Source organism: Paenibacillus sp. PK1-4R, from assembly GCF_030369595.1.
In the GTDB taxonomy this organism is placed as follows: Bacteria; Bacillota; Bacilli; order Paenibacillales; family Paenibacillaceae; genus Paenibacillus.
The window spans coordinates 5,641,609-5,656,842 of record NZ_CP126535.1 but is presented as its reverse complement, the minus strand read 5'-3'; the positions used below and the strand labels follow the sequence as shown (position 1 = coordinate 5,656,842).

Annotated in this window: 9 protein-coding genes; 3 read left to right on the top strand and 6 right to left on the bottom strand. The window is 48.8% G+C overall.

The window, feature by feature from the left end; all coding sequences use genetic code 11:
• Nucleotides 1-86 precede the first annotated feature (86 nt).
• The 3 genes from QNO02_RS24585 to QNO02_RS24575 form a co-directional block, all read right to left on the bottom strand.
• Nucleotides 87-212, bottom strand: coding sequence for a YjcZ family sporulation protein (locus QNO02_RS24585; protein WP_206759599.1), 126 nt, complete (start codon nucleotides 210-212; stop codon nucleotides 87-89).
• 217 nt (nucleotides 213-429) lie between these two features.
• Nucleotides 430-1,728, bottom strand: a complete 1,299-nt coding sequence (locus QNO02_RS24580) for an aminotransferase class I/II-fold pyridoxal phosphate-dependent enzyme (RefSeq protein WP_289390302.1) — start codon at nucleotides 1,726-1,728, stop codon at nucleotides 430-432.
• Nucleotides 1,729-1,906: 178 nt separating this feature from the next.
• The gene (locus tag QNO02_RS24575; RefSeq protein WP_289390301.1) at nucleotides 1,907-2,524 is read right to left on the bottom strand and encodes a pyridoxamine 5'-phosphate oxidase family protein; all 618 of its coding nucleotides are present in this window, start codon (nucleotides 2,522-2,524) and stop codon (nucleotides 1,907-1,909) included.
• Between the two features lie 130 nt (nucleotides 2,525-2,654).
• Here QNO02_RS24575 and pdxR point away from each other — a divergent pair, with 130 nt between their 5' ends.
• The gene (gene pdxR / locus QNO02_RS24570; protein ID WP_353959081.1) at nucleotides 2,655-4,139 is read left to right on the top strand and encodes a MocR-like pyridoxine biosynthesis transcription factor PdxR; all 1,485 of its coding nucleotides are present in this window, start codon (nucleotides 2,655-2,657) and stop codon (nucleotides 4,137-4,139) included.
• A gap of 178 nt (nucleotides 4,140-4,317) precedes the next feature.
• A complete protein-coding gene (locus QNO02_RS24565; protein ID WP_036605807.1) occupies nucleotides 4,318-5,103 on the top strand; it encodes an AraC family transcriptional regulator in 786 nt (261 codons plus the stop codon).
• A 347-nt stretch (nucleotides 5,104-5,450) separates the two neighbouring features.
• Here the strand turns inward: QNO02_RS24565 and asd are convergent, their stop codons facing one another.
• Both asd and QNO02_RS24555 read right to left on the bottom strand, forming a co-directional pair.
• Nucleotides 5,451-6,242, bottom strand: coding sequence for an archaetidylserine decarboxylase (gene asd, locus QNO02_RS24560; protein WP_047841263.1), 792 nt, complete (start codon nucleotides 6,240-6,242; stop codon nucleotides 5,451-5,453).
• Between the two features lie 85 nt (nucleotides 6,243-6,327).
• Nucleotides 6,328-7,458 carry a YheC/YheD family endospore coat-associated protein gene (locus QNO02_RS24555; protein ID WP_289390300.1) on the bottom strand — a complete coding sequence of 377 codons (1,131 nt, stop codon included), beginning with the start codon at nucleotides 7,456-7,458 and terminating at the stop codon, nucleotides 6,328-6,330.
• Nucleotides 7,459-7,972: 514 nt separating this feature from the next.
• Between QNO02_RS24555 and QNO02_RS24550 the strand changes: the two genes are divergently transcribed.
• The gene (locus QNO02_RS24550) at nucleotides 7,973-13,186 is read left to right on the top strand and encodes a WIAG-tail domain (RefSeq protein ID WP_289390299.1); all 5,214 of its coding nucleotides are present in this window, start codon (nucleotides 7,973-7,975) and stop codon (nucleotides 13,184-13,186) included.
• Nucleotides 13,187-13,358: 172 nt separating this feature from the next.
• On the opposite strand, the gene QNO02_RS24545 is transcribed toward QNO02_RS24550, so the two are convergent.
• A complete protein-coding gene (locus QNO02_RS24545) occupies nucleotides 13,359-14,924 on the bottom strand; it encodes a M4 family metallopeptidase (RefSeq protein ID WP_289390298.1) in 1,566 nt (521 codons plus the stop codon).
• Nucleotides 14,925-15,234: the final 310 nt, after the last annotated feature.

Below are 15,234 nucleotides of genomic sequence, written 5' to 3'. Positions count from 1 at the left end.
AGAAGGGTATTCCGGGCTGTGTCCCGGAATACCCTTCTTACTGCTGCAATCAGATCACTTGGTTCTCGCGCAAGTGTGTATTGGTACTAACAGAGGAACGATTTAGTGATAATCACGAGCAAGATGAACAGAACGAGAATGGCACCTGTGTTAGTAAATCCTCCGTAACCGCCGCATCCATAACCGCCTCTTGTATCTTCAACTCCAGACATGGTCATTCCCCTTTCAAGTGGTTGTTTGGCACGCCCTTGCGTACATCGTATATTATGTACCTTGGGGGTAGGCTGATTGGGCCGATGCCCGGTAAAGCCAGAAATTAAAGCTTTTGGGCTGATAAAACACAAAAGAACCCTTTGTATATCCAGAGACATGAAACGTCGCCGTTTTACAAAGGGTTCTTATATCATTCAGGGTACAGGTCTGTGTTAACTAAGTCGTCCGCAGATCCTGAACTCCACGATAGATGGTTTCATACAGATCTTCCAATCCGGATTCTTCAATACAGGAGAAGGCGATTCGCAGATCCGATTCACCCAGCGCGATTGTACCCACACCATATTTGTGCAGCAAATGGCTTCGAAGTTCTTCAGCGCCAACTTCTTTTAGCTTCAGGCACATGAAGTAACCGGAGTTGAACGGATAATAGTCCCATGCATCTCCATACTTGCCGCTATCGAGAATGGCTTTTACCTTATTGGCGCGGCCTTTCATAATCTCGAACTTCTCCTGTTTCTGTGATTCAAACTCCGGTGCTTTGAGCGCATCCAGTACAAAAGTCTGGGAAGGATGCGGGCCACTGGAGATCGTTGCCCGGATAATACCGAGTGTTTTTTGTTCCAATGCGTGCAGAACGGCTACATCTTCATGGGCATACGTAATGAATCCAACGCGGAAGCCCCATACGAACTCCTCCTTGGTTGCACCATCCACTTTTACAGTCAACACACGTGGATGAATGTTGGCAAGTTTGCCAAACAGGGATTCATGAATGGAATCTTCGAAGAACAGTCCGAAGTAGGCATCATCTGTTACAGCAACCACGTTAACGCCGGCTTCAGCTGCCTGACGAATCGTGTTCACAATTGCATCTGCTTCTTCGGCTCCAGGCGTATAACCTGTAGGGTTATTCGGGAAGTTGAGCAGCACGATCGCTTTACCTTTGTCCTTTTGATCAAGCAAAGCCTGAAGCAGACCCTCACTGTTGAAGTTCAACTGATCATCGAACAGGGGATAATGAACCAACTGGCCATGACGACGAATTCCGAAGGTCAGCTCGTAATTTTCCCAGTTTTTATCTGGATATATGACAGCGTCCCCTTCATCGGCGAACAGGTCGGCTACGATACTTAGTCCATGGGTTAATGCATTGGTTACAATTGGATTGCCAAACGTTTTGCCTTTCAGGGAAGGCGTTTCCTTCAGCATCTTGTCTCTCCAGACGGTCCGCAATTCAGGTTTGCCTGCAGGTGGAGCGTAAGGATACAGATCCTTTGGCTGGAATGCAGACAGCTTCTCCTGAATAACCTGAAGATGCATCGGCACACCACCCTCCAGGGCGATACCAATCGTGGCATTATGGGTCTTGGCCAAGCTTGCTGCTTCAGCAGATTGACTCAAGATCCCCTCTTTAGGAAAATAAATTTCTTTGCCAAGCTGTGACAGCATGGAGTAGACGTGACTGCTGCCTGTCTGAATACTTTCGTTCAACTGTTCAGCCAGTGGATTCATTCTTTTCATCCTTCCAAGTCTTTGTGATTCAACTGCCTAACATTATATCACCTTGACATGCCCCCGTCACGGAAATTACGCAATATGACAGTTATATCGCTTTACCGCGTTGTTGCAGAAGGTTTTTGGGTGGGTTATCGTTGAATTCAACCTTGGAGTAATCCTCAAGAAATGAAACTTATTGCTGATGAAAAGGACAGTATTTCCGCATCATTTCAGCAGTTTCAGTATCTCTTCCTTCATTGCGCTGTTCTAACTGACCACTGATATGATCGAATCTTTCACTCGAGAGGTTTTGTCCGAATTTGAATTTGGCACTGATCCGTTCAGGAATAATTCGGACTACGGCTACAGCTTTGAGGTTTCCTGTGTAACGCGAGTCAGTAGCGTCAATGGGTACATATCCGCCTTGCGGCTGGAGTTTCTCCATAAATCGTTGCAGTACCTTACCTTTGATGTCCAGATCTTTAACCGGTTCAGCCTCACCGAAGGCCATGACACTTTTGAAGAAAGAAGTCGCCGGACAAGCAAGCTCAGGATCACTGAAATAAGATGGAATCAGGGAGAACTCTTCAGCTACTGTGAAACTGACCGACGAATCCTGTTTGATCTGTTTCATCTTCTCACCAGCCAGACTGCCGTGAAAATAAAAGCAACCGTCCATATATACGAAATTCAGCGGTGTAACCCGTGGTTGTCCGTCCGGACTGACCGTTCCCAGAAACCCGAAGGAGCACTGATCCAGAAATGCGGTAATCTCCTGTTCTTCATCTATTGTGAATTCTTTCCGTCTCATGTGTATTCCCCCATCATTGAAATGTATAATAGAACGCCATATCTTATGGATAACAATAGTTCATACATTGACAATGAAATAGATCCAATTTACATTCACTTTAGTAGGCCAATTCGTCGGGGATCACATAATGAAGAAAAATGAAGAGAGGTGCATGATGGAATTGTGGCTGCCCATGGATACCTATGAACTTCAGCATCGATACAAGTATGAGGCACTGTACCATGCGTTACGTGATGCCATTCATGCAGGCACATTGGTAGGAGGCACACGGCTTCCTTCCACCCGTGAGTTGGCAAGGCAATATGAGATGTCACGTGGTTCGGTAGCTCAGGTATACGACATGCTGCTTGCAGATGGTTATGTCCATGCACATCGGGGAAGAGGTACATTTGTAACCGAAACATTATCCACTCAGGAAAATAAAAAACAGGAAGCCGTTCTCAAGTTGTCTGCCTGGGGCGAACGAGTACAGCGGTTGAATACGCAACATGAAGTCCTGCGGACTCAGATGTATTCAACGAAGCCGTCCGTCATTAATTTTCAAATGCAGCGCATGCCTGCAGAACATTTCCCGTTAGGGGAGTGGAAGAGTGCACTCGCTGCGGTTCATCGCAGTGGTTGGCGAGAATCGAGCGGTGTAGCCGGTGATCCGGAGCTGCGTGAGGCCATCGCCTCCCATCTCAGATGGACACGTGGTATCCAGGCTGAACCCTCTCAGATTGTATTGTTCAGTGGTTCAATGCAAGGCATCACCCTGCTATCTCAATTGCTGATAACGGAGAATACAGCAGTTGTATTAGAGAATCCGGGGTATCCGGGTATCGCCCATGCCGTCAAGTCCTGTGGTGGGCATATCATCCCGGCAGAGGTGGATGCTGCAGGTATTATTCCTCAGCCTTGGGAGGCACAGACGTTATTTGTCACCCCTACCCGGCAGTTTCCAACAGGGGCCGTGCTGGGGTTGGACAGAAGACGTGCCTTGCTTGCGTGGGCCTCAAAGCGTAATTCGGTCATTATTGAAGATGATTATGACAGTGAATTCCGATGGGGCGGAAGACCAATTGAACCCCTTAAAGTGCTTGATCGTGAACAGCGCGTCATCTACGTTGGTTCATTCTCACAAACGATGGTTGTTTCGTTCCGACTTGGCTATGCCGTACTGCCACCTGGTCTGGTAGAACCTCTCCTTGCCGCCAAGGCGTTGTATGAACCGGTACCTCCCGCACTGCTGGAGCAGCGCGCACTGGCGAAGTTTATGACCCGAGGAGGTTACCTGAGGCACTTACGACGGTTAACCCGGTTATACGGGGAACGGCATGATTTTTTTGTGCGAGAGATGGAACTACAGTTGCCTGAAGCATTCACGATGCAACTTGGTGATGCAGGACTGCATATCTATGCTACCTGGAATGGCGATGTGGACAGTTATCAGCGATTTAAAAAGCTTGCCGAGGAGGATGGCATATTGTTCCGTGATGCAGAGCGATATCGGCTGACTTCAGGTCATCCGGCGGCCTGTTTTGCTTTTGCACATCTGGAGAAAGAAGAGATGACAGAGGGAATCCGGCGAATGCGGCTAGCCTGGGAGAAGTGCACATTTTCGTTTCGGTGAATTCCGCTGTATAATGGGATAAGACATTTCGCTCCTGTAGGAGCAGAGATCATATATGAGCAAGTTGTATTGAATCATGCAAGATACTGAAATACATATGGCCTTGATTGAAGAAGTGAGATTCAGATCAGAATGATGCCATATGCAGAGAGATTAACTATCAAGGGGGAGTGGCGACATGCTGCAGGCATCGCCGTCATCATTTGTTATTTTGCCCGCTGTCGCCAAAATTGTCTGTGAACCGGGCTGGAAGTGGCAGAAACGGGAAAAACCGATGCAAAACTATGATTTATTTTATGTATGGAGTGGTGAAGGAACGCTTGTACTGAATGACCAGTCGTATGAAGTTGGCAAGGGTAGTTGTTTTCTGTTCAGGCCAGGAGATCATCCTACTGCAACACATAATAAGCAAAAACCGTTGGTACTTACGTATATTCACTTTGATGTGGACGTGCCTGTTGCTGATGTTCCCCAGTCCTATCGCGAGGTACAGGAAACGGTGGAGTTTGAGCACTTGCTGGCACGTTATGTAAGACTGTTCTTATCGGATGTGTACGGACGTGATGAAGAGAGCCGATTGATTCTGAAGCAATTGATGATTCATTTGCTGCGCGCCGATACGGAAGAACCTGTGGAGAAAAAGGTAAGCAATCAGTTGTCTGATGTCATCCAGGAGGTCGCCAATTATGTGCGTCAGCATCCGGGGATTACGCATCGGGTGGAAGATCTGGCTGCGCGGGCTGGCTTATCGCCCCGATACTTCTCGATCAAGTTCAAGGAACTGGTGGGATCATCGGTGCAATCTTATATTATCCGCATGCGTATTGAACGGGCGGAACATCTGCTGGTGCATACCGGCATGAATGTGACCGAAGTGGCGGATGCTCTGGGTTACCGGGATATTTTCTTCTTCAGTCGTCAGTTCAAGCAATATACCGGCAAAAGCCCGTCCGAGATTCGTTAAAATTCTGATGAGAAAAACAGGAAACCGTTTCAAGTCTGGAACGCAAGGGTAATTATCTAGCATTCCAGATGACCAAAAGGGGGAACTTGTGATGAACGGAAAACGTCGGGTCCGCAACCGGGGATGCTCTACGAAGGGATGCAATATTTTCCGGAACCGTCTGCGTCGCTTCAAACCGGCAGAGGACTTGCAAGATGTGTGGTTTTGAGGAGAACTCAGCAGACCAATAACGACGGAGCGAAGCTTCGTATTGCATGTATACATGGATGAATATGAATGCATAAAGAGGATGGCGCAATACCTGGTTACAGGTGCTGCGCCATCCTCTTTATTTGCGTATGGACTCATTAGTTCTTCGGTTTCAAACGACCAAGCAATGCGCCCATTTTGACCGAATCGCCTGGCTGTAAGCCCGGGTTTGGTTCGAATGTGCCGCTCTGCGTCAGCAGAACAACGGTGGAACCGAATTCAAAATAGGCCAGATCATCGCCCTGTGCCCAGGTACTTGTGTCCGTATCAGCATACTGTATGCTACTCACGTTCATCGCACCTACTTTGACAACCGCCACTTCACCGTAATCGTGTGCGATATACGTAATGAGTCGTTCATTTCGACTAAGCACGGATCTCATATGGGTCAGGCCAAAGTCATTCACGGGATAAACTTTGCCCTTGATGTGTTCGCTCTCTATTTTGCGGCCGCTGACAGGTGCATGAATGCGGTGATAGTCGCGAGGGCTGAGATAGAGGACGAACCCGTACCCGTGCTTGTACTTCTCCAGATGGGGAGAATGGTTTAATAATTCAGCAAGTGTATAATTTTGTCCCTTAACATTCAGGAGTGTCCCTGCAGATATTGGACCGGCTGCCGTAATCTTGGCATCTACCGGGCTGATCAGTGCATGCTCTGAAAGTTCCAACGGGCGCATGCCCGGCTTTAATTTGCGGGTAAAGAAATCGTTCAGTGAACGGTATTCCTTCCAGTCTTTCTCGGCCTCCTGAACAGGGATGTCGTAGGTCCGGACAAAATAAGGGATAAATGCCTTACTTCCCCGGCTTTTGGAAAAGGCTCCCACAGTCCGGGAGATCCATTTGCGCGAAGAAAGCTCGGTCATTAATCGCAACAGCGTTTTTGCCATGAATATCCCCCTTAGGGTTAATGCGAACTTCAAGGCCGGCAAGACCGGCCGTTCTGCATAATATTGACACAGAATGCACACGAAATCAATATAGTCTCCTATCGTATGTCTGCGGTTGTCTCGGAATTCTCGAATTCTGTTCCAGCAGCAGACGTCCATAAGCCATCGGTTTGCTGTACGTTGCCTTCCAGTGTTCCGACATTCCCGCCTTGCGAAAACCGTAACGCTGATCCCGTCCATTGCATTCAATAAAATAGATCTGGCCGCTGCGCGTTATCCCGAGATCAAGGCCCAGATCAGCCAGATGTGGCAGACTGGCCGCCAGGTTCTGGGCAATTCGAAGTGCAACGAGTCCGATTCTGTATTCCAGTCGAGCCAGGTCGAAGCCAGATTCTCCTAATTCAAGGGCCTCTGCGAGCTTCATGACTTTACCGCCCTGGGCGATATTGCTGACAAATGTATGGGCAGGAGCCGCTTTGGCAAACATGCCTGTTATTCCCCAAAGACCGTCGCTGCCACGTTGTACAGATACCCGCAAATCTACCGGCCTGCCCTCATAACGTACCAGTGGGATACGCTCTTCAATGAGGTAGGCATGGCGAAAGATCCGCCTTAGGGTGGCGGAAGGAAGCTGTCCTTTGCTCAACCGGAAGGTAGCCCACCCTTTGCGTGCAGCCTTCGTCTCACAGGTTAGTTTCCACTGTCCATCTCGCTCAAAGACTCGCATAATACCATGACCGATGCTGCCGCTGCATGGTTTGATGACGAGGTCATCATACTGTTCCATCATATAGGCCAGAGACTCTGGCGTAGCTTTAACTGCATGGGGTAGGTGTTCTCGCAAGGCGAGGTCCTGATGAAGCATGTCATGAATGTGATCTTTACGATACCGGTTGCGAACGTTGAATACCTGGATACCCTGCAACATCAGCTTGGTAATCTGATGCTGTTCCGTCCGGCGAAGCTGGAGTGATCGGTTATGGATGACGGAGGGCAGTGGCATGCGCTCGCGAACATATCTGCCTTCTTTTTTAACATAGGCAAGACATGTTTTTTGATCCGAATCGATATCTTCCAGCCTCAAAAAGCAGGGGGTTAATCCATAACTGGCCGCTGCCTGTTCATAATTCGCGAGTGATTCCTGACCGGTCCTTCCGGCCGGTATCCCCCGGTACATGCGTGAATCGAACATAATGCCGATCGTTTCTTGGAGCATGACCGTTCCTCCTTCGATGTTATCGCGACCATGGATCGTCCATTCATGGAATGCCGGCCTGTCACCGCATGGCTCAGACATCGCGATAACGCAGACCGGTGTATAAGATGAATCGCCAAGCACTAGTGCTTGCTCAGGGCGTGTCTAAAACTCCAAAGGAAGCAGGTTTTGCCGAATTTTCGTTCCAAGCAAGGAAGTTTTCTGCAGGCATGCCGGGGCACGTCAAGGGAAAGTGACGCAGCAGGGGCGAAAAGACGGTGAAAGATGCACTTCAGCGAGTTTTCAGACACGACCTAGACATAATATCCTATGACATGACTGGGACGGGGGCGTGGACAGCCGCCTTTCCTCTGCAGCCCTGACACGCCTATTTCCACGAAGATCATCGAACGTTCCTGTCTTGACGCCTGTACATTCGTGCTCTGGAATCCGCAAAAGTCATAAATGAAGTGGCAGATGCCCATATGGAAGCATATGATGCCGGAGACGAACGTTAGAGGAAGGAGCAAGCTGCATGAGTAAAAATGGCAAAAAGAAGGTCCCGACGCCGAAACTGCGGCATGTGAGCCCGAAATTTAAGGAATTGGAACTGACTGATCGCCGGGCAGACAAGATGAACTCAGGTTTCACTGTGAATAGGGAAGAACGCTTGAATACGAATAAAAGGGATTCGAGAGCTGTTCAGGAGTCGGAAGAATTCCTATTCGAATCAATGGAGCTACCTGCTTCAACAAACGAGCTGGAAGAGCTAGAGATCGAAGCCAAAATCAAGTCCGAACCCGTAGAGTCTGATCGCAAGGAAGTTGAGACACAAGATAGCTCGGAAAAGCAGATTCAGGTTAGCAGCGTGGCTCCGGTTGCTCTGGAAGAAGAGCAGGACATCAACAAGCAGGAGATAATAAGCAAGGATCGGCTGCAAATCTTGAACCAAAACCAGATGCCGGGTCATACCGGACACTACATCTACACGGACGACTTGAGTGAATTTGCTGTTACGGAGAGCAAGTTGGCTCCTTTCTCTGTGGATGCTTCCAAGCTGAAACCGGATGCGGTCGGCAGTGAAGCATTGCAGGATTATGCGGTGACCAGCATTCACATTGCAGACGGGGCCATTGTTTCGGCGAAACTAGCGGAAGCGTCTGTATCTGAGGAGCACCTGATTGACGGCTCTGTGTCTGGTCATAAAATACGAAATGCTTCTATTGCCGGTGAGAAAATCAGAGATGGCAGTATTACTTCTCAGAAGCTTGGCAACCAGGTCATCGATTCGGCCAAAATTGCCGACGGTTCCATCAGCACAAGACATCTCAGCCGCATGCTGGTAACGGAAGAATTAATCAAGAATCATGCCGTAACTGGAGACAAGATCGCGATTAGCGGCGTGGATACAAGGCATCTCACGGGAGGAGCTGTGAATACCTCCAAACTGGCTGACGATGCAGTGACTACATCCAAAATTCGGGAAGCTGCTGTCACAGGCAGCAAAATCGAAGAACACTCCATCGAGTCTCACCATATTCAGGCAGGTGCTGTTAAACAGACACATCTGGCAGAAGGGTCTGTCGGTCGTTCACAACTATTATGTGGCAGTATTGGAAGTGACCAGATAGAGGATGGATCCATACAAACTAGACATTTAGCTGAGGGTTCATTAACTGGAAGACATCTACTGGACGGTTCAATCGGATCAAGTCAGATTCGTGCTCATTCCGTTGGCAAGGAGCAGATTGGCAATGGAGAAGTGGGCAATGAGCATTTGACGGAAGGTGCAGTAACCAGCAGCAAACTGGCAGACCAGTCTGTGGGAACAGCAAAATTGCTGGAGCAGTCCATTACGGCATCCAAGATCTCTGATCAGAGCGTCATTTCTTCCAAAATTGCGGATGAAGCCGTACAAGGTAAACATCTTGCCAAGGGGTCCATTCGTGCGGAACACATTGCGAATCGGGGAATCACACCGGTACATGTGGACAATTCCGCAATTCACTCCATTCACATTGCAAGTGGAAGCATCGAGGCAACTCATCTATCTGCCGGAAGTGTGTCTGGAGATGCTCTCGCAGACGACGTGGTGTGTGAGCGGCATCTTGCAGAGTCGGCCGTGGGTACGTATGAATTGCAGGATGCTGCCGTTACAGACGTTAAACTCGCGGATGGAAGTGTGACAACAGAAAAGCTTGGAACGGCATCGGTAAGTAGCAGAGCGCTTGCCCCGGGAAGTGTTATATCCTCGCATCTTGCGAGTGGTGGAGTCACAGGTACACATCTGGCTCCAGGCAGCGTGGGTTCCGAGGCCCTGAGACCTTATGCAGTGAAATCAGAACATCTGACAGAACATGCCGTAGGTGTACCTCATCTCCAGCCGGGCAGTGTTGAAACGGATGCGATTGCACGGGCCGCGGTCACAACTGACAAATTGGCTCTTGATAGTGTAACTTCAGCCCAGCTGGCTGGCGGGTCCATTTTTCCGCCTCATCTAACAGATCATGCGGTTACTTCCCCCAAGCTCTCACCAGAAAGTGTTGCCACAGATAAACTGGCGGATTTTGCTGTCACGTCGGCTAAACTGGCAGACGGTAGCGTGACTTCTTCCAAGATTATGGCAGAGAGTATTAACGCCAAACATATTCCAGCAGGAACCATTCGTGGGTATCACCTGAAGCAGCATTCCGTTTCACTGGAACATTTGTCGGAAGAGATACGCTCACCGGAATTATTTGCTAATGGCAGTATTACCGGCAACAAACTTCGGCATGGCTCCATAAGTGCGGACCATTTGACAGCAGACTCGGTATCCGGAACAGAACTGCAACAGGCTGCTGTAGGTAGCGAGCACTTGCAGCCATCCGTTGTACAATCCGTCCATCTGGCTGAAGGCAGCGTGAAATCTGACCATTTGGGGACTCAAGTAGTGAGCTCACAGCATCTGAAGCCAGACATTATTCATGAGGAGCATATTGCTGAACAGGTGGTCACATCGCATCACTTGGCACCTGGATCTGTCGAAACAGACCATCTGGCACCTTTATCCATTACAGCAGCTCACCTTCAGCCAGGTTTGATCAGTGGTTTGCATCTTCAGGCAGAGTCGACAAGTGCTGTTCATCTGCAGCAAGGAGCCGTGCATTCCCGTCATATTCAAGATGGTGAAATTCTTCCTCATCATATCCATGAACGCAGCATCGGAACATCTCATCTGGAAGAAGAAGCGGTAAGTACGATTATTTTGCAGGATGAATCTGTAACACGCTCCAAACTAGCAACGGGTAGTGTGGATGGCAGCAAATTAGCCGCAGGAAGCGTATCGGCTAATCACATTGCCAATGAAAGTGTGCAAACCCGTCATATCCAAGAAGGAGCAATCCTTGCTGATCATATTCAAGAGTGCAGTATTGGCTCAGTTCATCTGGATGAGGAGTCTGTAAGTGCGGTTCATTTGCAAAATGGATCTGTAACAAGTGCCAAACTGGCGGATGGCAGTATAAACGGCAGCAAATTGCTTGAAGGAACCGTATCGGGTGCTCATATTGCGTCCGAAAGTGTGCAAACCGGGCATATTCAGGCAGGGGCCATTCATGCTGACCATATTCAGGAGCGGAGCATCGGCACAACCCATCTGGAGGAGGAAGCAGTAAGTGCCATTCACCTGCAAAATGGGTCTGTCATCAGTGCCAAACTGGCCGACGGCAGTGTAAACGGCAGTAAGTTGATCGAAGATGCGGTGTCAGGAATCCATATCGCCTCTGAAAGTGTGCAATCCCGCCATATCCAGGCAGGAGTAATCCTTGCTGACCATATTCAGGAGCACAGTATTGGCATGCTTCACTTGGAACAGGAAGCAGTAACTGCCATTCATCTGCAAAATGGATCTGTAACAAGTACCAAGTTGGCCGACGGCAGTGTAACCGGCAGCAAGTTGCTTGAAGGAGCAGTATCAGAGATCCACATTGCAGACGATAGTGTACAATCCAGTAAGATTCAGGCAGGAGCCATTCATGCTGACCATATTCAGGAGCGGAGCATCGGCACAACCCATCTGGAGGAGGAAGCAGTAAGTGCGATTCACCTGCAAAATGGGTCTGTAACGAGTGCCAAACTGGCGGATGGTAGTATAACTGGCAGCAAGTTACTCGAAGGTACGGTATCCGGGATTCATATCGCATCGGAAAGTGTGCAATCCGGGCATATTCAGGCAGGAGCCATTCAAGCTGATCATATTCAGGAGCGAAGCATCGGCACAGCCCATCTGGAAGAGGAAGCAGTAAGTGCGGTTCATCTGCAAAATGGGTCCGTCACAAGTGCCAAATTGGCTGACGGTAGCATTAGCGGCAGCAAATTGCTCGAAGATGCTGTATTGGGGAGCCATATCGCATCGGAAAGTGTGCAAACTCGCCATATCCAGGCAGGAGCGATCCTTGCTGATCATATTCTGGAGCATAGCATTGGTACGTCCCATCTGGAGGAGGAAGCAATAAGTGAGATTCATCTGCAAGATGGGTCCGTAACGAGTGCCAAACTGGCGGATGGCAGTGTGAGCAGCGACAAACTGCTTGAAGATGCGGTGTCGGATGTCCATATTGCCAATGGAAGTGTGCAATCCCGTCATATCCAAGAGAAAGCCATACATGCTGACCATATTCAAGAGCGAAGCATTGGGATCTCCCACCTCAAAGCGGAATCGGTAAGTGCGATTCACCTGCACAATGGTTCCATAACAAGTGCCAAAATGGCTGACGGCAGTGTAAACGGTAATAAATTGCTTGAAGGTGCGGTATCGGCTATCCACATAGCAGACAAAAGTGTGCAAACTCGTCATATTCAGGATGGAACCATACATGCTGATCATATTCAAGAACGCAGTATTCGCACAACTCATCTGGAAGAGGAAGCAGTAAGCGGGGTTCATCTGCAAAATGGGTCCGTCACAAGTGCCAAATTGGCCGATGGCAGCGTGAACGGCAGCAAACTGAGTGAGCAGAGTATTACCTCTAATCACTTGAATGCGGGGATTGTAGGTCCAGCGCATTTGAGCGAAGAGATATGGAATGCGATTCGTCAGTTCAGTGGAGAAACGCTGGAGCAACTGGCAGCTATCAAAAGACAAGAGGGATTGCTTCAACCAGAAAATGAAGGTGTACAGCAATCACAGCAGGTAATCGTCGAGGCATTACCGAGTGCTGGTCTGGAGCAACAACAAGAGCTGATATCCCAAACAGATCAGCTTGGCGAATCACCGGCAGCTTTGTTCACGACAGATCAGGCGGATCAGGCAGATCAGGCAGATCAGGCTCAGCAACCACAGCTTGAACGGTCACAGGAGATCGCTGGAACTACGGAGTTTATGTTAAGTGAACAATCGATTACACAAGAGCATCTGTGTGATGATGCCGTGGGCAGCAGCCAGCTGCAATCGGGTGCAGTTCAGGCCAAACATCTGGCCTTCCAACCCGTTCGCAGCGTAAGTAAACAACCGGTTGTGCAACAATTCGGAATGGAAGCTTTTGTACTGCCAGAGAGTGAAGTATGCACAGAAGTAACCGTTGTTTTTGAAGAATCATTTGCTTCAGAACATTATGTGATTGTGGGCATGAGCAATGATCGGGGATTCCAAATCTCCCTGCTCTCGCAGAGTGAGGACGAAGCGGTACTTGAGGTGTCACGTACGGCAGATTGCAAGCATACGTACGGGTTGTTGTCATGGATTGCTGCGGGACCTTCGCAAGAATAGTGCCGGTTGTTGTATCTGTAATACAAAAATGACAAAAGCGGTGTCCAGAGTTGTCCGGGACACCGCTTTTGGTTGATATAAGCTTAATCCGTTCGGACGGTGAGGGGTGTCTGAACGTTTTGTTACCATTAGGATAAGTACATTATAAGTTCAATCACGATAAAGTAAGATTTTACAGGCCTACAGCTTGATACGCTTTGGTAATGGCAGTAGCTTCAGCAGAATTCGCTCCGTACAGATCTTTGGCTGCTTGGATGGTAGCTGTTTTGGCAGCGGCAAATTTGGACGTTGGTGTCAGGTAGTTCACCAGTGTGCTGTAGAAAATTTGAATCGCTTTATCCCGGCCGATTCCGGTAACAGTCACACCATTATGTGTTCCGCCTTGAGCAGCAAGGTAATAGGCTTTGTTGATGATACCGCTGTTGATATGAACACCGCCGTTGTCCTGTGTGCCTGTGTAGCGATCGCTGTATTTGTCAGGTTGACCATACAATGTAGGGTTGGAGAGGGAGCGCAGCGCATCTCCTGGAATGTTAGGTGTGTAGATATCATCACCGAGCAGCCAGTTTTTGTTTTGGATCGTATTACCGAAAATATCGGCAAAGGCTTCGTTGAGTGCACCTGGTTCATTGCGATATTCCAGATTGGCTGTATATTCAATAACACCATGTGTCAATTCATGGCCCACAACATCCAGATCACCTGACAGGGATCGGAACGTCGTTCCATCTCCGTCACCAAAGACAATCTGTGCCCCGTTCCAGAAGGCGTTATTGTAATTGGAGCCGTAGTGCACGGTTGATCTGATCAACAATCCGTTACCATTAATACCGTTACGGTTGAATTTGTTTTTGTAGAAATCATACGTAGCAGCCGCATGAGCGTGAGCATCTACACCTGCACGATCGGTCCATACATTATCCGAATCTGTGAGCAAGCTACCAGGCAGTGAGGAGCCATTGTTCGCCGTGTACGTTTGGATGCCATTGCCGCGAGTGGTGTCTTTCAGTTGGAAGGTGCTGCCGGATTGGGTGGTTGTCAGGGTTTTGGTATCTCCAAGCACACCTGTACCTGTTCCGGTGGCGAAGTTAATGAGGTCAAACTGGGATACGATACTGCCATCCACTGCGTTAATGAAATATTTGGTCCGTAGAGGGGTTGGTTCCAGTACGTTTACTTCCGTAATGTAAACCAGATACGTCTGACCATCTTCTTCATGATGATAGATGTTCAATTCAGCTTGAGGTGTGATTTCCGCGGCACCAAGCTCTCCAATCCGGGAGGTTGCTTCTTCGGTTGCAATACGGATCGCATCTTCTCCGCTGATCTCGGCTACACCATCATTCGGAATGGCCTGCTCTTCAATCGGTGGAAGATCGCCAAGTGCGGAGCTCACGGCTCCGGTTTTGTCCAGGTGGACCGTCTGTTCTGCACCATAAACCGGGATACCTTTAATATACTGTTTCAGGCGGAAGTGTCTTACACCAGATGTATCTGTGTTTCTTTTGACAATTTTGAGCTGGGATTTCACATCGGAATTCAGGAATTGTTCCTGCTGTCCAAGATAATTAAAGATGGTGTCATCTGTTCCACTGTTCAATGGAATACCCTCCTCAGAGGCATAAGGGGCCTGAAGTGGAATGGATTGATCAGACACTGGAGCTGCAGTAGCAGAGGATACGGAAGCGAGCAAAAGAGCTCCTCCAAGAATTGTTGGCATAACTTTAGCGAATTTCATAGTAAACTCTCCCATTCTTAAACTTATTTTTTGGTTGGAAAATGTTCATGCCAGTCTCGGTTGGAATTCCGTCTGCAACTTGGGCAGCGCGGAGCGTGGGGCTGAACCTGAAGCGTGGAATGAGACAAGAAACGATTGGAACAAAATTGGCTTGGCCTTAGCTCGGGAAGTGTTAAGCACGACACCAAACGAAAAGGATAACCGTTTATTCAGTTCAGCCCGAAGGTTTAATCGTCTATTGTGTTCCTCTTTCAGAAAGCCGGGGGTTGTCCAATTGCGCAGGTAGAAGATACGTTCACGGAAAACTGGG